Here is a 19,043-nt window from a genome sequence, read left to right on the forward strand (position 1 = left end):
TGTCTTATGAGCTGTTCGGGTTGTGCTCGGAAACCAGCGCCGCCAAAGTCGAACGGGATGGCGCTTGCCTTTCGCCAATACTGCGGCAGATGCGCTCGGCCGTGTACTGACATCCACACAGGAAGCGCATCACCGGCCCAAAGTTGTAGGCGCTCGCGATCCCGGTGAAATAGAGACCCGGGATTGAAGACTCGAAGCTGGTAGACAGTAGTGGGACCTGCTCGACGCAACGGAGATCGCGCAACAATGTTGCATCGATGAACGGCAGCGAATGGGCTACAAATCGGTAGCCGGTTGCAGCGATGACATGGTCGGCGGCAATATCGCGTGATCTTCCATCCTGTCCACTGACGTGGAGGACTGCCCTCCCGCCTCTCATCGTCGCGCCTAACACGGATTGGCCCAACAGGATCGGGATCGGGAAACGGCCGAGGACCCGCTCCCGAAGCCACCACGCGCCCGCGGGACCCAGCACCGCTTCGCGGCGCCTGCTGCCCCGTACCATGTCGAGACGCTCCCTTTGAGGTAGGTAGTAAAACAGGAACGGGGCATTTGCGCAGAACCACGTTCGAAGCCCGGCTCCCAGTGTCGAATCTGGCCGCCGCGTTCGTTGCCAGAGCGATCGCGGATCAGGCGAGGGAATCCCATTCCAGCTAATCGAGGGCGCGCGCACGAGCAGGATGACCTTTGCCTGGGACTCGTTCAACAGAGCTGCAGTCTCGAGAGCCGACTGTCCAGCGCCGATGATAATGACATCGCGACCTTTAAAGTGGCTCAGGTCGCGATGGACACTGCTGTGTGACCGCAACTCTCCGGGCAACTGCGCCAGCTCCTGCGGAATATACTCGGCGTGGGACAAGCCGGTCGCGATAACAACACTTTTCGCCCTGATTCTTTGCCCGTCCGCCAGCCTCAAGTCAAACCCGTCTGGTCTTCTGTCGAGCGCCGTCACCAATACGTCTTCCACCACGGGAACGAAACGCTGCTGAAATGACAATGCGTATCTGGTGAACGTGTCGAGCGGAATGGGAGCCGGCGCGTGGGACAATCCTTCCGCTGCGCAGAACTGCCGTAGAGTGTAGTGCCCGGACGGATCGGCAAGGCTCGAGGCGTGCTCTTCAGATTTCAGAAACAAGCGGCATTTGCTCTCGCCACCGACGCATCGGCGTACCGAAGATCCGAAACGGCACACCACAGGAGCGCAAATGCGCCGCGACGGAGAGGCCATAAGGCCCTGCCCCAACGATCGCTACCGGCAGGTCCGACGGACTAGCCATTGTCGCCCCCAATCGCAATCCCTGGCGCATAGGACAAACGCGCAGCGACCGCCCAAACCGTGTGCGGAAGCTACGATGCCATCGTCCCACACGCAGGCCCGTGTTCCATGGTAAAATTGGTCTGAGCTGCAGACCCTTACGGATTACCCCGTTGGCTCCCTGCTTCGCGCTCGCATCAGCCCGACGCCGCCGCGAGAGATCACTTTCTCCGGGCACGCCAATGCCCGGGCGATGCCCTGCGCAGTCAGAGTCTACTGCCATGAGATCGGCGACTGACAATTCAAGCGACACCATCTCGGCTCGACGGTCTGCCACCAGTATCAATAGAGCAGCCGATCTACCCCTTCCCACGGCTCATGCAATCGCCCTGCCGCCATCGACCGAATGTACCGGAAGCCTGGCAAACGTCGGAAAATTGGTGAAGGACGCACAACTCATAGCAGTCAGGCACCCGATCACTCGCCACTTGGCCTGAATCCGTACAATCCGGGTCACTGGAAGGAAATTGGCAATAACTGGATGGGAAGGGCAACAAGTGGGTAACTACGATGGTCGATTGAGCCGCTACGACGCGGGATTAGATTCGGGCAGCCATCGAAGCGCCCGACCCAATGGGCTCGATGGGAATGATCAATATCAATAGAGGACCAATCACTCGAACAGAGCGGACGAAGGCGCCGATCGGTTTGGCGTCAATGAGAGAACAGAACGTCGTTTTGCGGATCGCTTGTCTGGACGGTCACTCGGACGGTTGTCGACGTGCTGCCTTCCGCGAACAACTTGAAAGACTTTCACTTCGGTGACCACCGTTCGTACAGGGAATGACGCCATGCCGAACTCCAGACTGCGCAATAGCTTCCATGTCGACGTCTCTGGCAGCGACCTGGGTCGTTGCATCAAATGGATCTTGGTGGCTATTGGCCTGACAATCTCCGTTACTCAAGCAAAGGCCGAATATCTGGTAGACATCGGAGATGTGCTGGAGGTTGCGGTGGCGGGCGTGCCGGAGCTGCGGCATCGTGCTGCCGTCCAAATGGACGGGAACGTTTCGTTACCACTGGTCGGAACGCTTCCAGTGGCCGGCCTGCCCTTACCGCAGATCCGAGCCAAAATCGGGGCTGCACTGGCGAGCAAGGTATTTCGACAGAGGGCGTCCGATGGACGTGAGACGGTCGTCGTGATCGACGCAAACGAGATCACAACGGTCATCGCGGAATACAGACCCATATACGTAAATGGGGACGTATCGAAGCCGGGCGAGTACCCCTATCGTCCGTCTATCACCGCACGTCAGCTGGTCGCCGTGGCAGGCGGCTACGACATCATGCGCATCAGAATGAACAACCCATATCTCGAGTCAGCAGACCTGAGAAGCGAGTATGGTTCGCTTTGGACGGAACTGGCCAAAGAGCAGGCGCGCATGTGGCGCATCAAGACTGAACTTGGAGAGGGAGCCCAGATCAGTCCCGGCGCTCTGATGGACCCGCCCTTAGCTCGATCGGCGATTTCGGAAATCGTGAATTCCGAAAAGGAATATCTGAAGACCAAGCAGAGTGATTATCAGCAGGAAAAAACGTTCCTTCAGAGCGGTATTCGACAGGGAGACGACGAGGTCCGCGTGCTGTCAGAGCAGCAGAAGAAGGACGAAGAGGGACTTCAGGGGGATCTTGAAGAGCTGCAGAAAGCGACCGAGCTCTTCGGCAAGGGATCCCTGATCAGCCCTCGCGTTACGGATGCGCGTCGCGCGGTGCTGCTGTCATCAACCCGGAAGCTGCAAACCTCTGCGCAACTGCTGCAGGTCAAGAAGCAGCAGGACGAGTTCGTCAGAAAGCTGGCAAAGCTGGATGACCAGCGGAGGCTCGACCTGCTCCGTGAGCTGCAAGAGACCAGCGTAAGGCTCAATCAAATTCGCGAAAAGCTGCAGAGCGTCGGCGAGAAGCTTCAGTACACCACAATGGTTCGATCACAACTTGTGCAAGGCGCTGGCAACCACGTAGAGATTTCCGTCATCAGGAAGGGCGATAAGGGGCAGGAACGGATCACCGCAAGCGAAGATACCGAGCTGCAGCCGGGTGACGCTGTCGAGGTCAGCCTCCACTACCAGGATGGTCCTGTCGTCTCTCCTCGCATGCTAGGCAGTTCAAATATTCCATCAGGAACGAGCCGGACCGATTCGGCCGCCGGCGATTCGGTGCACGTCGGACAGAGATGATGAGCGCCGACGTAATTCGGGAACGGGAAGCTGCGGAGTCTTCCCGTATATCGTTGCGCACACGGAAGGTGTCCAGCGAAATGATTCTGTTAGCCGGAGGCGCTCGTAGTATCTCATCGACGGCGGGGCCACTTGCACGGTCAATTAGGCCAATGAGCGGGGCTAATCGGTACTTCAAGTCGTGGCGACGGCTGAACGCGTTACGGGCGAATCAATCCGCGTCGCGCTTGTGCCGAGACGGGCTGGCGATCCCGCGGTCCTGATCGGCACTCACGAAAAGGCACGAACCTGCCCGGCTGGAAGCCGGAGCGATCTGACCTGGAGGTTCAGATCCGCGACGCGTGGCAATGGATGACACGACAATCGTGAGCGCTCGATGGCCCGCCCCCCGGCGGGTGGCGCCGCGCGCGATGCTGTCCATCAGAGGTAGCTCATAAAGTCCAAAATCTCCACGCCTCACGGGCGCAACTTGCAAGTAATGTGATGTCGCATTGCACAGAGCCTCGTTGAGCGAAAGTGGAAGGTATCCAAGATGATCTTGGTAACAGGAGGTGCCGGCTACATCGGGTCCCACGTTTGTATCGCGTTGCTAGACGCCGGGTTCGACGTCGCCGTCGTCGATAACCTCTCCAACAGCAACAAGGCCTCGCTTGAGCGGGTCCAATCCATCTGCGGGCGATCGCTCGTCTTCCGGCACGCAGACATCCGGAATGAAGGGGTGATCTGCGACACGCTGCGTGCCTGCGGAGTGACTGCTGTCATTCACCTTGCAGGGTTGAAGGCGGTGGGCGACTCCAACCTACGGCCCATGATGTACTACGAGAACAACGTCCTGGGCACGATGCGGCTGGTGTCGGCCATGAAGAGGGCGAATGTAAAGACGCTCGTCTTCAGCTCGTCCGCGACCGTCTACGGGATACCTAAATACCTGCCGCTCGACGAGAAACATTCTCTCGGTCCGACCAATCCGTACGGCCGCACAAAGCTCGTCATCGAAGAGATGCTGAAGGATCTGTGCAGGTCCGACGACGGTTGGCGGATCGGCAATCTGCGCTACTTCAATCCGGTTGGCGCGCACGAAAGCGGGCTCGTCGGGGAAGACCCGCTCGGCGTTCCCAGCAACCTGTTGCCGTTTGTGGCGCAGGTGGCGATTGGACGGCGGGAGAAGCTGCGGATCTGGGGAAACGACTATGATACGCCTGATGGCACCGGAATCCGCGACTTCATTCACGTGGTCGATCTCGCATCCGGGCATTTGAGTGCCCTGCGCCATCTCAGGCAACTCGGCCTGATCACGGTCAATCTTGGAACGGGCAACGGCAGCAGCGTTCTGGACATCGTCCGTACGTTTGAATCGGTGAGCGGGCGATCAATCCCCTATGAAATCGGGGAACGCCGGGCCGGTGATGTCGCCGCCTGCTATGCCGACCCGACGCTTGCGAAGGACGTGTTGGGCTGGGCATCGACGCGGTCGTTGGAGCAAATGTGTGCGGACCATTGGCGTTGGCAATTGCAGAACCCCAACGGCTATCAGGGCTGTGAGCTTCCGAAGGTCCGGGAGCGGTCCAGGCATCTCCGTCGTCATGCGTGAGCCTGCGCGTCCGAGGTGTTGGAACGCGCACCGGAGGGGCTGACCGCGTGAGTGGAGTTCGGGGCGAGCCGCGGCAGCACGCATGCCCCCATCAGAGGTAGCTCGTAATGACCCTCACCCCAGATCGAGCCTGCAGGTAAGATGCAGTCGCGCCTGGGGATTTGCGATGCCACACTATCGTGCGTACGTTCTGGACGAACACGGCCAATTGGGAAGCGTGGTCAACCTTCACTGCCCTGACGACGCGTCCGCAACCAAGCGGGCCGGGCGGTTGGCGGATGGTCACGAGGTTCAGCTTTGGCGACTGGTTGCCGAGCTCAAATTCGACGAGCCGCAGCACCGATCCAGGCGGCGGCGGAGTATCCGCGCGCCAATGCACTGAGCTCGATTGAGCGTTGCGCGTTCGCCTCGGTCAGCTCCACAGACAATTTGTATTGCGGTTCGACTGCCAACTACGCGGCGCGATCCCACGGATGCGCATCGGCCAAACTGCACGCCATCGCGCTGACCTCGTGGGTCGAAGCCGGCCGCATAGGTAGTTCGCGGACGTCCTGCAGAAATCGTCCAGGAGCAGCCCGAATGCCCTGCTTCCGATGATCAATCCCTCACCTGCGAATAACTCGCCCTAGCCCACGAAGTCGGTAGACTCGGCGTCACAGGGCCATCGCGCGGGCTTCATCATCCTGCACTGCGACGGCCACCGCGCATCGCCGGCGTTAGCGCGTCGCGCCGCCTGCCGGAGGTCGAGGACGTCGCTTCCATGGTGAACTATCTTCTCGGCGAAGGCGGCAGGAAACACCCGTAACACCGCCTGACCGTCGTGGCTGCTCACCGTGCTTTAAAGATTCCGCGCGTGGTATGTGACGCGCAAGAAGCTTTGGTTGAGGCAGATCAGTCTGCTCATTAAGGACGTTCGCGTGTCAACGGGTCGGGATCTTCGCCAACTTGCGCCATCATCCGGCCGGCCGCGGCGGACAGTGCGAAGCCAGCGCAGGCCGAGAGCGCATCGACTACAAAATCCTCAAACCTCGCGTGCCGTCCCGGCGCCCATAGTTGCATAATCTCAAGCAGGCCGATCAGGGCAACGGCGACCGCTGAAACAGTCCAGCGCCGCTGCGGATAGGCTAGGGCAAAGAGAATCCCGATCAGAAGAAAGGCGAGCGCGTGATCGCCTCGCTGCCCGAGAACAGGGTGAGGCCGAACGTCCTCAGGTCCGAGCGTTACGAAAGTGACGATGGCCGTGAGCAGCCACGCGACAAGCCGAAGAAGAGCAGTACGAACCATTAAAGCGCCTCGATTGGTAGCCCCAGCCGGGGCCTTTCATTTCCGAGACTCGATATCAAGAGCATGTTCCCTCCACCCACCGCAAACGGCAGCATCAATACTCATGACGCTTCAGCGAATATTCTTCGTACGCCGCGTGCAAAACATCATTGGACGCTCGACGCACAATTTCAAATAGCGCTTGACACAGGCTGCCGTGCATAGGGAGTACCCATCCATGGCAGTTGTTCTGAAGGGCTCCTTTTTGGCAACAATAGTTGCTTTCCTCAGGGGCGAGGACAATGCAATGGCGACCCAGGAAGACGCTACTCGGAGGCCAGCTTGTCGATTAGTCGCACGCAGACCATTGAATGGGACGGCAAAGCCCTGAGCGGCTGGGTAAACCTTGGCGGAACGCCGACGAAAGTCTCGGCAGACCGGGAAACAATCCATACCCATGCGCCTGGCTTTAGTGACGCACTCAACCGCGAAATCGACCGCCATCGGGATGAGATTTTCGAGAAGCTGCTGCCGTTCTTCAAGCAGCAAAAACGAGATTTCTAGCGCGGTTGATTGTGGTTGCACGTAAGATTGTCGACCCGTTTGGTTCGGCCGAAGGCAGTATCAACCTGTAGTGCTTGCTCCGCGCCCCTATCCGGGCGCGATAGAAGCGCGCTTGCGGTTCTTGTTCTTGGTGCACCCTGAAGGCAGGCCCGGAATGGGCGGCCCCAGGCTCGAGCTCACCGGCGCCGGTCATTGGCGAAAACGGCGGGCCCGCCACCGTTAGTTGGCGATCAGTTCCATTCGCGAAACACAGATGCACGGGAGAGACCTTCGAGCAGTTCACAGCTTCGATGATCGGACACAATCTGCGGCCTAACCCGAAAGTGGTGGGGAGGGTCCTCCATCCGAGCTATATGATTCGCGTAAAGATGCTGGGCATAATGATGCATCAGGGGGAAATCGTACCACCACGCGACAGGTGATTGCAGATGAGTCGCACGGTCATGTTCAACGAGAAAGTGGTGAAGATCTCCCTTACGCGGCGAGAACGTGCACCCCTGTGTATGGCAGCGGTCATGCTCGCTATGACATGGGCCTCGGAAACGGACGCTTCCCCGCGTCAGGCGCGGCACCTCGCAGACGCGCAGCAGGCGACGACTGCCCGCGATCGCGGTTCTGACGAGTTCGAGACCTGGCCGCCGCGCTCAGGAAGGGACAACTCGATACAGATTGCGCAAGCGACGACCAGCCACACAGGAGCCCTGCAGCCATCTCCGGAGCAGCAACGCGATTGGGCAGAGTCACTGTCTTGCGAACTTGCCCTTGCAAGGCGCGACATCACGTTGCTGCAACATTTCGAGCAGGAGCGCGATCGGGCCGAGTGGCTCGCGCAGGATCTTGACGCTGCGCGGCGCGAGGTCGAAACGCAAAAGGCGGTGGTGGCGAAGGCCGTCGAGGAGGCTTCCCGCCTGAAGGAAGCTTCCCGCCCGAATCGAGCGGGCGAGAGTGGCCCGGCTGAGTTGCAGGCATCGCTGCAGGAGGAGCGTGAGCGGTCGGTACGGCTGGAGCAGGATCTCGCAGCCGCGCTGCGCAATGTCGAAACGCAGACTGCGCTGGCGACGAAAGCGGGTGAGGAAACGTCCCGGCTGAAACAGGCGGGAGAGAGCCAAGCCGTGGAGCTGCAGAAGGCCCTGCAACAGGAGAGCGAGCGAACAGCGCGGCTGGAGCAGGATCTCGCAGCCGCGCGGCACGATGCCGAAACCCAGACTGCGCTGGCGACGAAAGCAGGTGAGGAAACGTCCCGGCTGAAACAGGCAGGAGAGAGCCAAGCCGTGGAGCTGCAGAAGGCCCTACAACAGGAGAGCCAGCGGACAGCGCGGTTGGAGCGGGATCTCGCAGCCGCGCGGCACGACGCCGAAACCCAGACTGCGCTGGCGACGAAAGCAGGTGAGGAAACGTCCCGGCTGAAACAGGCAGGAGAGAGCCAAGCCGTGGAGCTGCAGAAGGCCCTACAACAGGAGAGCCAGCGGACAGCGCGGTTGGAGCAGGATCTCACAGCGGCGCGGCAAAACGTCGAGTCCCAAACTGCGTTGGTGGCAAAGGCAAACGAGGCAAAAGAGGAAATGTCGCAGCGAAGTCGGGCGGCGGAGGCCAGCGCCGCAGACTTGAGGCGATCGATGCAGAAGGAGCGCGAAAGGGCCGACACGCTTGCGCAAGATCTCTCCCTGACGCGAAGCGCCATTTATGCATATCAGGCGCAAACCGCGCTGTTGGCGAAACCCAGCGAGGGCCCGTCCCGGCTGAAAGCGGCAGCAGGGGGCGATGCGGTGGAATTGCAGAAATTCATGCAACAGGAGCGGGATCGGACCGGCCGGCTGGAGCAGGCGCTTGAGGCCGCGCAACGCGATATCGATGCGCAGACCGCCCTGGCGGCAAAAGCGAGCGACGAGGTCGTCAGGCTGACGCAGGCCGCAAAAGCCGGCGCCGCGGAGCAGATACGATCGATGCAGAAGGAGCACGAGAGAGCCGATGCGCTGGCGCAGGATCTCTCGATGGCACGCAGCAAGATCTACGCATACGAAGCTCAAGCGGCCAAAGCCAGCGAGGAAGCGGCACAGCACAAGCAGACTGAAGCGAGCGAAGTCGCCTCCTTGGGGCTATCGCTGCAACGGGAGCGCGAGCGGGCCGAGCAGCTGGCCCGGGATATCGCGAAAGCAGGCCGCGATCTCGACGCGCAGACCGAGCGAGCGTCCAAGGCGAGCGAGGAAGTCCTACGGATCAAGCAGGCCGGAGAGCGAGACTCGGCCGAGCTGCGCGGCTTGTTGCAGCGTGAGCGCGAGCGGGCCGAAGGACTGGAGACGGAGATCGCATTGGCGCGTCTCGACAACGGCGCCTTTGTGGCGAAACATCCCTCGCCCGCGTCTCAGCCGGCGACGACCGGAAAGGCCATGCGTGAGCCGTTCGCAGCGCCGGCGCGACAAATCCAGGATCAGCCGGTCCAGGAGAAGCCAGCCCAGGATAAGCAAGTCCAAGATCAGGCCATAGTGGCGCGCAGCCCAGGCGACGCCCGGGTCAATCCTGACGAAGCAGTGCAAGTCGCGAGGCTGATCGCGCGCGCGAGCTTGCTGCTCGAACAGGGAGACATCGGCGCAGCGCGGATCGTGCTGGAGCACGTCGCCGGGATGGGCAGTGCGCAGGCAATCTTCGTACTCGCTGAAACCTACGATCCGCTGATCCTACCCAGTCTTGGAACGTATGGAACTCACGGGGACGCGACCAGGGCGCGAGATCTCTATGCGCGGGCCGAAGCCGGCGGAATCAAGGAGGCGAAAGCGCGCTTCGAAGCCTTGCGTCGATAACACGGTCTTGTGCGGCGATTTTCCAAACCGGCCACGCGCAATCAAGGATCGAAAGCGCCGACACGGATGCAGCATGTTTAGAGGAGTTGGTCGATGAAAAGGCTTACAGGATTGCGTCGGCTGCTCCTGCTCGCGTCGTTCGCACCATTGCTGCTGGCGATTCAACCTTGGGCGGATGCGCGGCCGCAAGATACTCGACCTCACAAGATTCGTCTGGCACGGCCCGAGCCGCCGCAGCCAAGGCCTCAGGTGATCTCCATGAACGCCTGGACGATCGGCCTGGCCGGAGGTCTCCTCGAGGGCGCGCCGATCCGCCTGGCGGCGGAGATCGCCCGTGTGGTCGACGATGGAGATAACCTGCATGTTCTGCCGGTTGTCACTCGTGGCGCTGCGGAGAACCTCAATTCCCTGCTCTATTTGCGCGGCATCGACGCGGCGATCATCAATTCCGACGCGCTCGAGGAATACAAGATCCAGGTGCCGGACATCCAGCGACGAATTGCGTATGTCCTCAATCTATTTCCGTCCGAGCTGCATATCTTCGTTCGACCCGAGATTCGAACCTTGAACGATCTCGCCGGCAAGAAAGTCAACTTCAATACGCTGGGCACCGCTGCGGCGTATTCGGGGCCGCTGATCTTCAGTCGCCTCAATCTCGAGGTCGAGAAGACGTTCATTCCACATCAGGTCGCGCTCGAGCAGATGCGCAAGGGCGAGATGGCCGCCGTCGTCTTCATTACTTCGAAGCCGGTGGATGCTTTCGTGCGGGGCCGTTGGGAGCCAGGTTTCAAGTTCCTGCCCCTCCCCTACGAGAGCAAGTTCGAGGACTACTATCTTCCCGCCGCCCTCGATGGGACCGACTATCCCAATCTGATCAAGCCGGGCGAACGGGTTTCAACGATCGCCGTGCCGACCGCTCTGGTCGCCTTCAATTGGCCGGCCAACTCGAACCGCTCTGAGCGCGTCGCGCGCTTCATCGATCACCTGTTCTCCCGGATCGACAGATTGCAGGGGCCAGGCTTCGATCCGAAGTGGAAATCCATCAACCTTGCTGCGACGGTTCCGGGTCTCACGCGCGTCCCTGCGGCGCAGCTGTGGCTGGATCGCCAGCCCCGCGCAACACAAGCATCGCAATGAAACGCGCCGCGGTCCTTCTTCTTATTGTGCTCGGAGCTACAGGCGGCATTGCGTTGGCCCAGGATCCCATGACGCAGCTCCGTTCCTGCCTTCAGAAGGACCACGCGGAGCGCCTGGCGTGTCTGAATAAAATGACGCGTACCATCGCGCCTCAGAATCGCCCGACGCCCGAAGACGACTGGATCGTCAGCCAGACAACCTCCCCCATCGACTATTCACCGATCGCGACCGCTACGACATCGTCGCGCACCGGGACCGGCGAGTCCGCGATGCAATTATCGATCCGCTGCCGCGGCGGCCGGACGGAGCTGGCACTCGCGGGACCCGGCATCTCCCGCGGAGGCGGTGACGATGCAATTTCCTATCGCGTCAATGACAATCCGGCGGTGCAGGTTGCGGCAGCCGTCCCGGCATTCGGTCCCGGCATCGCGTTCACCGGGGACGTTGTTCGCTTACTGCAGTCGCTTCCAGGCAGCGGGGACCTTATTGTCCTGCTCTCACCACGGGGCGGCGCTGCCCGTGACGGGACGTTCTCCCTCGCCGGGCTGGATGCGGCGCGTGCGAAGATCGCCGCGGCGTGCAAATGGCCGCGCGCGATCGCGACACCAAATCGTTGATGGTGTGCATATGATTTTCTTCGATGGAGGCGGATAATGATCAGATTTCAACATATCGCCAAATCGGTCGTGATGGCAGCGATCGCCGTTCTGGTTTCCGCATCGTTTTCGGCCGCGGAGCAGGGCGGAAAGTACTGGACGCCGGCGGACGGGCAACCCGTCCCGCACAAGGCGGGCCATGCGAGGCAACACGTGGCGAAGCCGACGACGGCGACGGCGACGCGGAAGCAATCCGCGTTTGCCCGCATGGAGGATTCGGCCGCAGCAAAGAAAAGAGAACATCATTTGATCCTGCAGGTGAATACCAACGACCCCGCAGCGATGAATCTCGCGCTCAACAACGCGACCAATGTGGCGCAATACTACAAGGACGCTGGCGAGAAGGTGAAGATCGAGGTCGTCACGTTCGGGCCCGGCCTGCACATGCTGCGTGAAGACACCTCGCCGGTAAAGACGCGCATCGAGGAGATGGCCCTGAGCACGCCCGAGGTTTCGTTCAAGGCCTGCGGCAACACCCAGGAGAAAATGCAGAAGGCCGAGAGCAAGGACATACCGATTGTTCGGCAGGCGGAGGTCGTGAAGTCGGGCGTCGTGCGCGTGATGGAATTGCAGGAGATGGGCTGGACCTACGTCAAACCGTAGGCCAACCATGTCAGGATCGGCCCAAACCAACCCCAAATTTCCATCGGGGTCGCGTATTCAGGTAAAGCCCACAGCGGGCCCTCGCTTGGCTGGAAAAACCGGGAGAGTGATTGGCGTTGGATACTATCCGAAGAGTCTCCGTGTGGTTCTCGACGGATCGAAGGCTCCGCTTACTCTTCACGCAGACTATGTGGTCGCGATTGATGCGCGAACCGACCATCCACGGTCGGATTGATGGATGGCGTCTCCGGTATGGACTTGAAGATCACCTGACTTCTTACCGATTGAAGAACGGGGATTCTCGCTCCAGTCCGTCAAGGTCCGGATCGCCCTCTCCGGCGGGTGAGATCGTCCGCGCGGTAAGATCACGTCACCGCCAGCGCAGTCACTTTGATGCAGGACCTCAAGCTATAGCGCGGGGTAGCCTTACACATCGTCAGGGCCCGATATCGGAAAAGACCGTCCGAGAAATCAGCTGCTCAAACGGTTCCCCCCGTTAAGCCGCCGATTTGGTGGGCGCACCAGGGCTCGAACCTCGGACCCGCTGATTAAGAGATTGCGACGGGTTGAGAGCAATCAATGGCTTGCCGGCCTCAGACTGGAGCTTATCCGGCCGAAAATGGGCGTCTGCCGCGCGTTCACAACGCTGCTTTTGCCTGGCCGGCCGGGGTCTTGCTGCACCGCAACTTGGCTGCAGATTTCTTCGTGCGCGTGCCTGCCAATCAGCACTGGATATTGCGGGTGGCCCCATTCCGGGCAAAGAGAGGAACCCTCGTCCTCCTGCGATAAGCCGCATAGACGCCGAACAAGGTAGCAGCCGTTGTCGAACATCAATCTCAAGCTCCTCCATACCTTCCTGCTCGCGGCGGAGCACGAAAGCTTCCGGAAAGCCGCACAGGAATCGAACCGGTCTCCGTCCGCGGTGAGCATGCAGGTCCGCGGGCTGGAGGAGCAGATCGGCGTCCAGCTCTTTCGCAGAACGCCGCAGAAGGTCCTGCTGACGCCCGAGGGCCGGATCCTGTTCGAACAGGCCAAGCGTGCGCTGCAGGAGGTCCAGTCAGGGCTCGATTTGCTGACGGAAGCAGCTCAGTCGCGCAGCCGCCACATTCAGATGGCCTGCGTCCCGACGCTTGCGACCGGCTGGCTTCCGAACATCCTGGCGACTTTCAAGATCCGTCATCCGAACACCCAGGTGCAACTCATGGAGTTGCCGACCGGGCCCATGCTTGAACTGCTGCGACGGCGGGATGTCGAATTCGGAGTTGGTCCGCAGATTCCTGGCATGGAGGATTTCGAGTTCGAGCCGATCCTCGAGGATCCGCTCTATGCTTGCGTGCCGCCCGTCTTCGACGAGGGACAATCGAGCGTCTGCTTTGCCGACCTCGTCGACAAGCCCACGATCATGCTGTCGAAATCGACTGCCGTCCGGGGATTGATCGATGACACGCTGGAGACACTCGGAATCCATCTCGATGTCCCGTTCGAGGTCCAGCAGGCCACGACGGCAATGGCCCTTGCGGCGTCCGGGCTCGGCATTGCAATCGTGCCCCGGGTCGCGCTGGTGCAGGCCGGAGTGCAGCAATTTCGCATGGTGCCGATCTCCAACCATGTCGGGCTCCGTCAGGTCGGCCTGATCACCGCGCGCGGGCCGATCCTCCGCCCCAACACCGAACGGCTGATTACCTTGATACGAACCAGCCTTGCCCAGCTCCGCTGAGCCCGGCGCATCAAAGCCGTTTCAGCAGAGCATCCACGACCTGATTGGTCGGCGCGACGCCGCCGATGTCGCGGGTCCTCAATGCGGGGTCCTCCAGCCCGGCGCACACCGCAGCTTCGATCCTGTCGGCCCCAAGCTTCAGCCGGCTATCGCGATGGCGCTGATCCAGACGCCTCAGCATCAGGATCGATGCCAGGATGGTTCCATAGGGATTGGCGAGCCCCTTTCCCGCGATGTCGGGCGCCGAGCCGTGCGAGGCCTGGAAGAAACCGATCCCGTCACCGACCTCTTCCGATGGAGCCATGCCCATGCCGCCGACCGTCGCCGCACCGAGATCGGAAATGATGTCGCCGAACATGTTCTCGGTAACGATGACGTCGAAATGAGAGGGCTTGTTGACGAGATGAACCGTCATCGCGTCAACTAGGACGTGCTCGGCCTCGATGTCGGGATAATCCTTCGCCACCTCGTCGAACACGGCACGGAAGAACGCGTAGGTCCGCAGCACATTGGCCTTGTCGCAGCAGGTCACGCGGCGCCGTCCGTCCTTCGGCGAGCCGTTGCGCGTTCTGGCCAGTTCGAACGCGAACCGTACGATGCGCTCGACGCCCTTCCGGGTCTGGACGAGGGTATCGACAGCCACTTCTTCCCTCAGTAGCGCACCCGCGCCGCGCGCGGCATAGAGCCCTTCGCTGTTCTCCCTGACGATGACGTAATCGATCGGACCCGGCCGCCCCAGGGGCGACGGAACGCCCTTGTAGAGTTTGATCGGCCGCACATTGGCAAAAAGGTCGAGCTTGAAGCGGAGCGTCAACGTGAAGTCGAGCCCGGCCTCGGTCCCGTCGGGATGGACCACGCCGGGAATGCCGGCCGCACCGTGCAGAATGGCGTCGGCTGTCCTGCAGCCCTCGAACGAGGCTGCCGGGAACGAGTCCCCCGTCTTCAGGAAATGATCGGCGCCCGCGGGATAGTCCACGAACCGCAGCGTGCCGGCCTGGACGCCGGCCTGCAGCACCGCGACCGCCGCACGCGCCACTTCAGGGCCGATGCCGTCGCCATGCACGACAGCAATTGTGTAAGTGTCTTTCATGATACTCGCTCGGTGAATTGCATCTGTGGTTGCCTCAGATTGCGCACGGCAGGCACGCATGCGATCGCATGCGTCTCAAGGTCAGTCCAGCTTGATCCAGACACCCTTCGTGTGCAGATATTCGTCGAGATGCTCGGTGCCGCCCTCGCGGCCATATCCGCTCATCTTGTAGCCGCCGAATGGCATTGCGGGATCCAGCGCGTGGTAGGTGTTCACCCACACCGACCCTGCGCGGAGGCTGCGAGAGATGACGTGGGCCTTGCTCACGTCGCGCGTGAAGACACCTGCCGCGAGCCCGTACGGCGTCGCATTGGCTCTTTCCACTGCCTCGTCGAGGGTGTCGAACGGCAGTGCGGAAATAACCGGCCCGAAGATTTCGTCACGGGCGATCTGCATATCATCGGAGACGCCGGCGAACACGGTCGGCTCGACGAAGTTACCCTTCGCAAGATTCCCCTCCCTCACGCGCCGGCCGCCGGCCACCACCTTCGCGCCCTCCTCGCGCCCGCTTTGCAGGAAGCCCTCGACCTTGTCGAGCTGTCGCTGGGAAACGAGAGGTCCGATCTCCGTCGTCGGATCCGCGCCATCGCCGATCTTCAGGGCCGAGGCGAACTTCCCGAGCCGCTCGACCAATTCATCATGGATTTTACGCTCCACGAACAGGCGCGAGCCGGCGATGCAGATCTGACCCGAATTGGCGAATGCGGCCATCGCGGCGATCGGCACGGCCTTGTCGAGATCAGCGTCGGCGCAGACGATGACCGGTGACTTTCCGCCAAGCTCGAGAGACACCCGCTTGAGGTTTCCGGCCGAAGCCCGGATGATCGCCTGGCCGGTCGCGGTGGAGCCGGTGAAGACGATCTTGTCGACATCGGGATGCTCGGCCAGCGGTGCGCCGGCCTCCACCCCGGTTCCGGTCACCACGTTGACGACGCCGGGCGGCACGCCGGCCTCGTTCATCAGATCCGCGATCAGCAGCGGCGTCAGCGGCGCCTCTTCCGACGGCTTGAGCACGATCGTGCAGCCGGTCGCGAGCGCGGGCCCGATCTTCCAGACCGATGCGGCCGTCGGCGCATTCCACGGGATGATGGCGCCAACCACGCCGATGGGCTCCTTCCGGGTGAACGAGACGATGTCCCCAGGAAGCGAATTATCTACCGTCTGCCCATGGAGCGCGGTCGCCATGCCGGCGTAGTATCGCAGCATGCCGATCACGCGAAGCTTGTTTGCGCGCGTCCGGGCGATCGGCATTCCCATATCGGCCGTATCGGATTGGCTGATCTCCTCCCAGTGCTTCTCGAACAGGTCGGCGATACGCAGGAGCAGCGCCTGCCGCTCGAACGGCTTGAAACGGCTCCACGGTCCTACGAAAGCGCGTCGGGCCGCAGCGACCGCGACGCTGATGTCGGCCGCCTCGCCGCGCGGGACACGACCGATCACTTCGCCGGTCGCAGGATTGCGCGTCTCGAAGACCTTGCCCGAGCGGGCTTCCACCCACGCGCCATCGACGAACATCTTTCGGGCTCGGCCGTCGAGCGGAAATCGGATCTCAGCTTTCGTCATTGGAGTACTCCTGTCTCAACAGAGGCGATGGACGGATGCCTCGCCGTTGTCTGATTTCGCGCTTTCATAGCGGTGATTCTTCGACTCGGGCAGGGCCTCTAGGCGGCCGGGTGCGGCTTCCGCAGGAAGCGCGCCAATTCCGGTATGTACGCCTCGCCGTGACCGCTCTCGACCACTGCCGCGATCGCGCCGGCAACGCCGTCCGCGATCGTCCTGGATGAGCCGGATGCGCTTGCCATGGTCCGGTAGTAATCGATGTCCTTCAACGCATTGCCGATGAAGAACGGGACCGTGCCGACGTCGTCCGTCACGATGGCTGGCGTCATACGCTGTAGCGCAGCGCCGGCCCCGCCTCCTTTGGCGAGGACATCGACGAAAACCGCGGGATCGACGCCCGCATCGGCCGCCTGTGCGGCGGCTTCGCTGAGCAGCGCCATGAACCCGATCGAGACATAGTTGTGGAGCAGCTTGAGCCGATGACCAAAGCTCACCGGCCCAACTCTTTCGAGGCCCTCGGTGAAGGATGCGAGGACCGCGCGGGCATTCTGAAAGTCCGCTTCGTCGCCGCCCACCAGAAGGTTCAGCGCCCCTTCCTCCGCGTGTTTTGCCGTGCGGGTCATGGGCGCATCGAGGAAGGCTCCGCCGGCGGCCCGGACTGAAGCAGCCATCCGCAATGTCGATTCCGGCAATGCGGTCGAACAATCGACGATGATGGTTCCCTTGCGCAGCCGGGACAAGACGCCCGCGTCACCGGTGAGAACCGCCTCGACCTGGGGCGAACCGGTGACGCAGAGGATGATGATGTCCGATGCTTCCGCGACGTCAGCAGGAGTCTTGCAGGCTGTGGCACCGAGTCCGACGAGATCGTCGACGGGCTGGTTGCCCGGGTGATCGAGAAACGCCAGGGGGAAGCGGCCCCGCGCCAGGACGTTCTTCGCGATGCCGTGGCCCATCAGGCCCACGCCGATAATTCCGACCCTCGTCACGGTGACCTCGTTCATCTCTTGCATGTCCGGTCGCCGGTGTCGTGCCCCACATGATCGTGTTGGGACAGCCGGCATATGCTGTGGCAGGCGGTCTAGTGGACGGCGGCGTACATGATCTGCTGCTCGGTTGCCTCGGCTGTCTTGATCTCTTCGACGATCTTGCCCCGCTTTGCGACCAGGATGCGGTCCGAGAGTGCCAGGACCTCGGGCAGGTAGGAGGAGATCACGACCACGGCGAGACCGTCGTCAGCCAGGCTATTGATGAACTGGTGGATCTCGACGATGGCGCCGACGTCGACACCGCGGGTCGGCTCGTCGAAGATGATCAGCCTGGGCTTCTGGATGAGCGACCGCGCGATGACGACCTTCTGCTGGTTGCCGCCGGAGAGTTCGATCACCCTGGCCTTTTCATTGATCGACCGAAGCTGAAGCCGCCCGGCCCATTGTCGCGCCAGCTCCTTCGCCTGTGTCATCGAGATCACGGACAGCGGGTTCGAGAAGCGCGAGAGCTCGCCCAGATGCAGGTTCTCGGCCACCGTCATTGTCTCGAAAAAACCGTCGAACTTGCGGTCTTCCGTGACGTAGACGATGCCCTCGCGGACCGCCATCCGCGGAACCCGGTAGCGGACCGATTTGCCGCGATACTTGATCTCGCCACCATGGAAGATGTCCCGCTTCAACACGCCAGCGACCACCTTCATCATTTCGGTGCGACCGGCGCCGACCAGCCCGAAGACACCCGTCACCTGTCCTGCGAAGATAGAGAATGACGTGTTGCGGACCATCGTGCCCGAAGACAAATTCTCCACGCTGAGCACCCGTTCGCCATACGGCCTGGGCGGGCGGCCGTGATCGCCATGCAACGTCTCGGTCAGGTTTCGTCCGACCATTGCCTGGATGACCGTATCGCGCGTGAACGTCTCCTTGACATCCGATGCGACCAGCCGCCCGTCCCGGAGAATTGTAATGCGATCGGCCAGCTGCAGCGCCTCTTCAAGCGCGTGCGAAATGAAGATGATCGCGACCTTGTCGGCCACCAGACGCCGGATCAGGTTGAAGAAGTGCCGCTTCTCCTCCGGCGTGAGCGTCGCCGTCGGTTCGTCGAAGATGATCACCTTCGCCTTGTGATGAACGGCGCGCGCGATCTCCACCATCTGCTTTTGCGCCGCTCCGAGCTGCGAGACCTGTGCCGTGGGATCGACCTGGAATCCCATGCCAGCCAGGAATTGTCGGGCCTGGATGTAGAGTCCCCGCAGCCTATTGAACACCTTCTCCTCGCCTAGGTAGATGTTCTGCGCCACCGTCATCGACGGCACGAGATTGGTCTCCTGGTAGACCATGACAACACCCTGCTTCAGGCCTTCGGCAGGCGTCGACAAATGCACCGGCGTCCCGTTCAGGAGCATCTCTCCGGACGTGAGCTTGTAGACGCCGGCAAGAACCTTCGTCAGCGTCGACTTGCCGGCACCGTTCTCGCCGAGAATGGCGTGAACCTCTCCCGGCGAAACGGCGAAATCGACTTCCTGGAAGGCGGGGATCCTTCCAAACAGCTTCGTTCCGTTGCGGATTTCCAGAATTGGCTGCAT

14 protein-coding genes are annotated in these 19,043 nt (G+C 61.6%); 8 read left to right on the forward strand and 6 right to left on the reverse strand.

What is annotated here, in order from left to right; genetic code table 11:
- Positions 1-4: 4 nt before the first annotated feature.
- A complete protein-coding gene (locus tag ACE10W_RS29480; RefSeq protein WP_304564119.1) occupies positions 5-1,135 on the reverse strand; it encodes an NAD(P)-binding domain-containing protein in 1,131 nt (376 codons plus the stop codon).
- Between the two features lie 971 nt (positions 1,136-2,106).
- Between ACE10W_RS29480 and ACE10W_RS29485 the strand changes: the two genes are divergently transcribed.
- Both ACE10W_RS29485 and galE read left to right on the forward strand, forming a co-directional pair.
- On the forward strand, positions 2,107-3,489 hold the full coding sequence (locus ACE10W_RS29485) for a polysaccharide biosynthesis/export family protein (RefSeq protein ID WP_110116909.1): 1,383 nt from the start codon (positions 2,107-2,109) through the stop codon (positions 3,487-3,489).
- A 532-nt stretch (positions 3,490-4,021) separates the two neighbouring features.
- On the forward strand, positions 4,022-5,080 hold the full coding sequence (gene galE / locus ACE10W_RS29490; protein ID WP_110116910.1) for a UDP-glucose 4-epimerase GalE: 1,059 nt from the start codon (positions 4,022-4,024) through the stop codon (positions 5,078-5,080).
- Positions 5,081-5,983: 903 nt separating this feature from the next.
- Here the strand turns inward: galE and ACE10W_RS29495 are convergent.
- Entirely contained in the window at positions 5,984-6,364 is a 381-nt protein-coding gene (locus ACE10W_RS29495; protein ID WP_110116912.1) for a VanZ family protein, read from the reverse strand.
- 321 nt (positions 6,365-6,685) lie between these two features.
- Here ACE10W_RS29495 and ACE10W_RS29500 point away from each other — a divergent pair, with 321 nt between their 5' ends.
- From ACE10W_RS29500 to ACE10W_RS29525, 6 genes are all read left to right on the forward strand, one after another.
- Complete coding sequence (locus ACE10W_RS29500; RefSeq protein WP_162603722.1) at positions 6,686-6,907, forward strand: hypothetical protein; 222 nt, start codon at positions 6,686-6,688, stop codon at positions 6,905-6,907.
- 428 nt (positions 6,908-7,335) lie between these two features.
- Entirely contained in the window at positions 7,336-9,705 is a 2,370-nt protein-coding gene (locus ACE10W_RS29505; protein ID WP_110116913.1) for a hypothetical protein, read from the forward strand.
- Between the two features lie 93 nt (positions 9,706-9,798).
- A complete protein-coding gene (locus ACE10W_RS29510) occupies positions 9,799-10,842 on the forward strand; it encodes a TAXI family TRAP transporter solute-binding subunit (RefSeq protein ID WP_110116914.1) in 1,044 nt (347 codons plus the stop codon).
- Complete coding sequence (locus ACE10W_RS29515) at positions 10,839-11,459, forward strand: hypothetical protein (protein ID WP_171463803.1); 621 nt, start codon at positions 10,839-10,841, stop codon at positions 11,457-11,459. The genes ACE10W_RS29510 and ACE10W_RS29515 overlap by 4 nt, the downstream gene beginning before the upstream one ends.
- A gap of 36 nt (positions 11,460-11,495) precedes the next feature.
- Positions 11,496-12,101, forward strand: a complete 606-nt coding sequence (locus ACE10W_RS29520) for a DsrE family protein (protein WP_011089058.1) — start codon at positions 11,496-11,498, stop codon at positions 12,099-12,101.
- 820 nt (positions 12,102-12,921) lie between these two features.
- Positions 12,922-13,818, forward strand: a complete 897-nt coding sequence (locus ACE10W_RS29525) for a LysR family transcriptional regulator (protein WP_038967682.1) — start codon at positions 12,922-12,924, stop codon at positions 13,816-13,818.
- 10 nt (positions 13,819-13,828) lie between these two features.
- On the opposite strand, the gene ACE10W_RS29530 is transcribed toward ACE10W_RS29525, so the two are convergent.
- The 4 genes from ACE10W_RS29530 to ACE10W_RS29545 form a co-directional block, all read right to left on the reverse strand.
- Positions 13,829-14,908: an isocitrate/isopropylmalate dehydrogenase family protein gene (locus tag ACE10W_RS29530; protein WP_304564118.1), complete on the reverse strand. Its 1,080-nt coding sequence runs from the start codon at positions 14,906-14,908 to the stop codon at positions 13,829-13,831.
- A gap of 81 nt (positions 14,909-14,989) precedes the next feature.
- Complete coding sequence (locus tag ACE10W_RS29535; protein ID WP_011089062.1) at positions 14,990-16,471, reverse strand: aldehyde dehydrogenase; 1,482 nt, start codon at positions 16,469-16,471, stop codon at positions 14,990-14,992.
- Between the two features lie 98 nt (positions 16,472-16,569).
- Entirely contained in the window at positions 16,570-17,433 is an 864-nt protein-coding gene (locus ACE10W_RS29540; protein WP_375762221.1) for an NAD(P)-dependent oxidoreductase, read from the reverse strand.
- Positions 17,434-17,549: 116 nt separating this feature from the next.
- Positions 17,550-19,043, reverse strand: coding sequence for a sugar ABC transporter ATP-binding protein (locus ACE10W_RS29545; RefSeq protein WP_304564117.1), 1,494 nt, complete (start codon positions 19,041-19,043; stop codon positions 17,550-17,552).

Origin of the sequence: Bradyrhizobium sp. B025 (assembly GCF_042257955.1) — a bacterium.
GTDB lineage: Bacteria > Pseudomonadota > Alphaproteobacteria > Rhizobiales > Xanthobacteraceae > Bradyrhizobium > Bradyrhizobium diazoefficiens.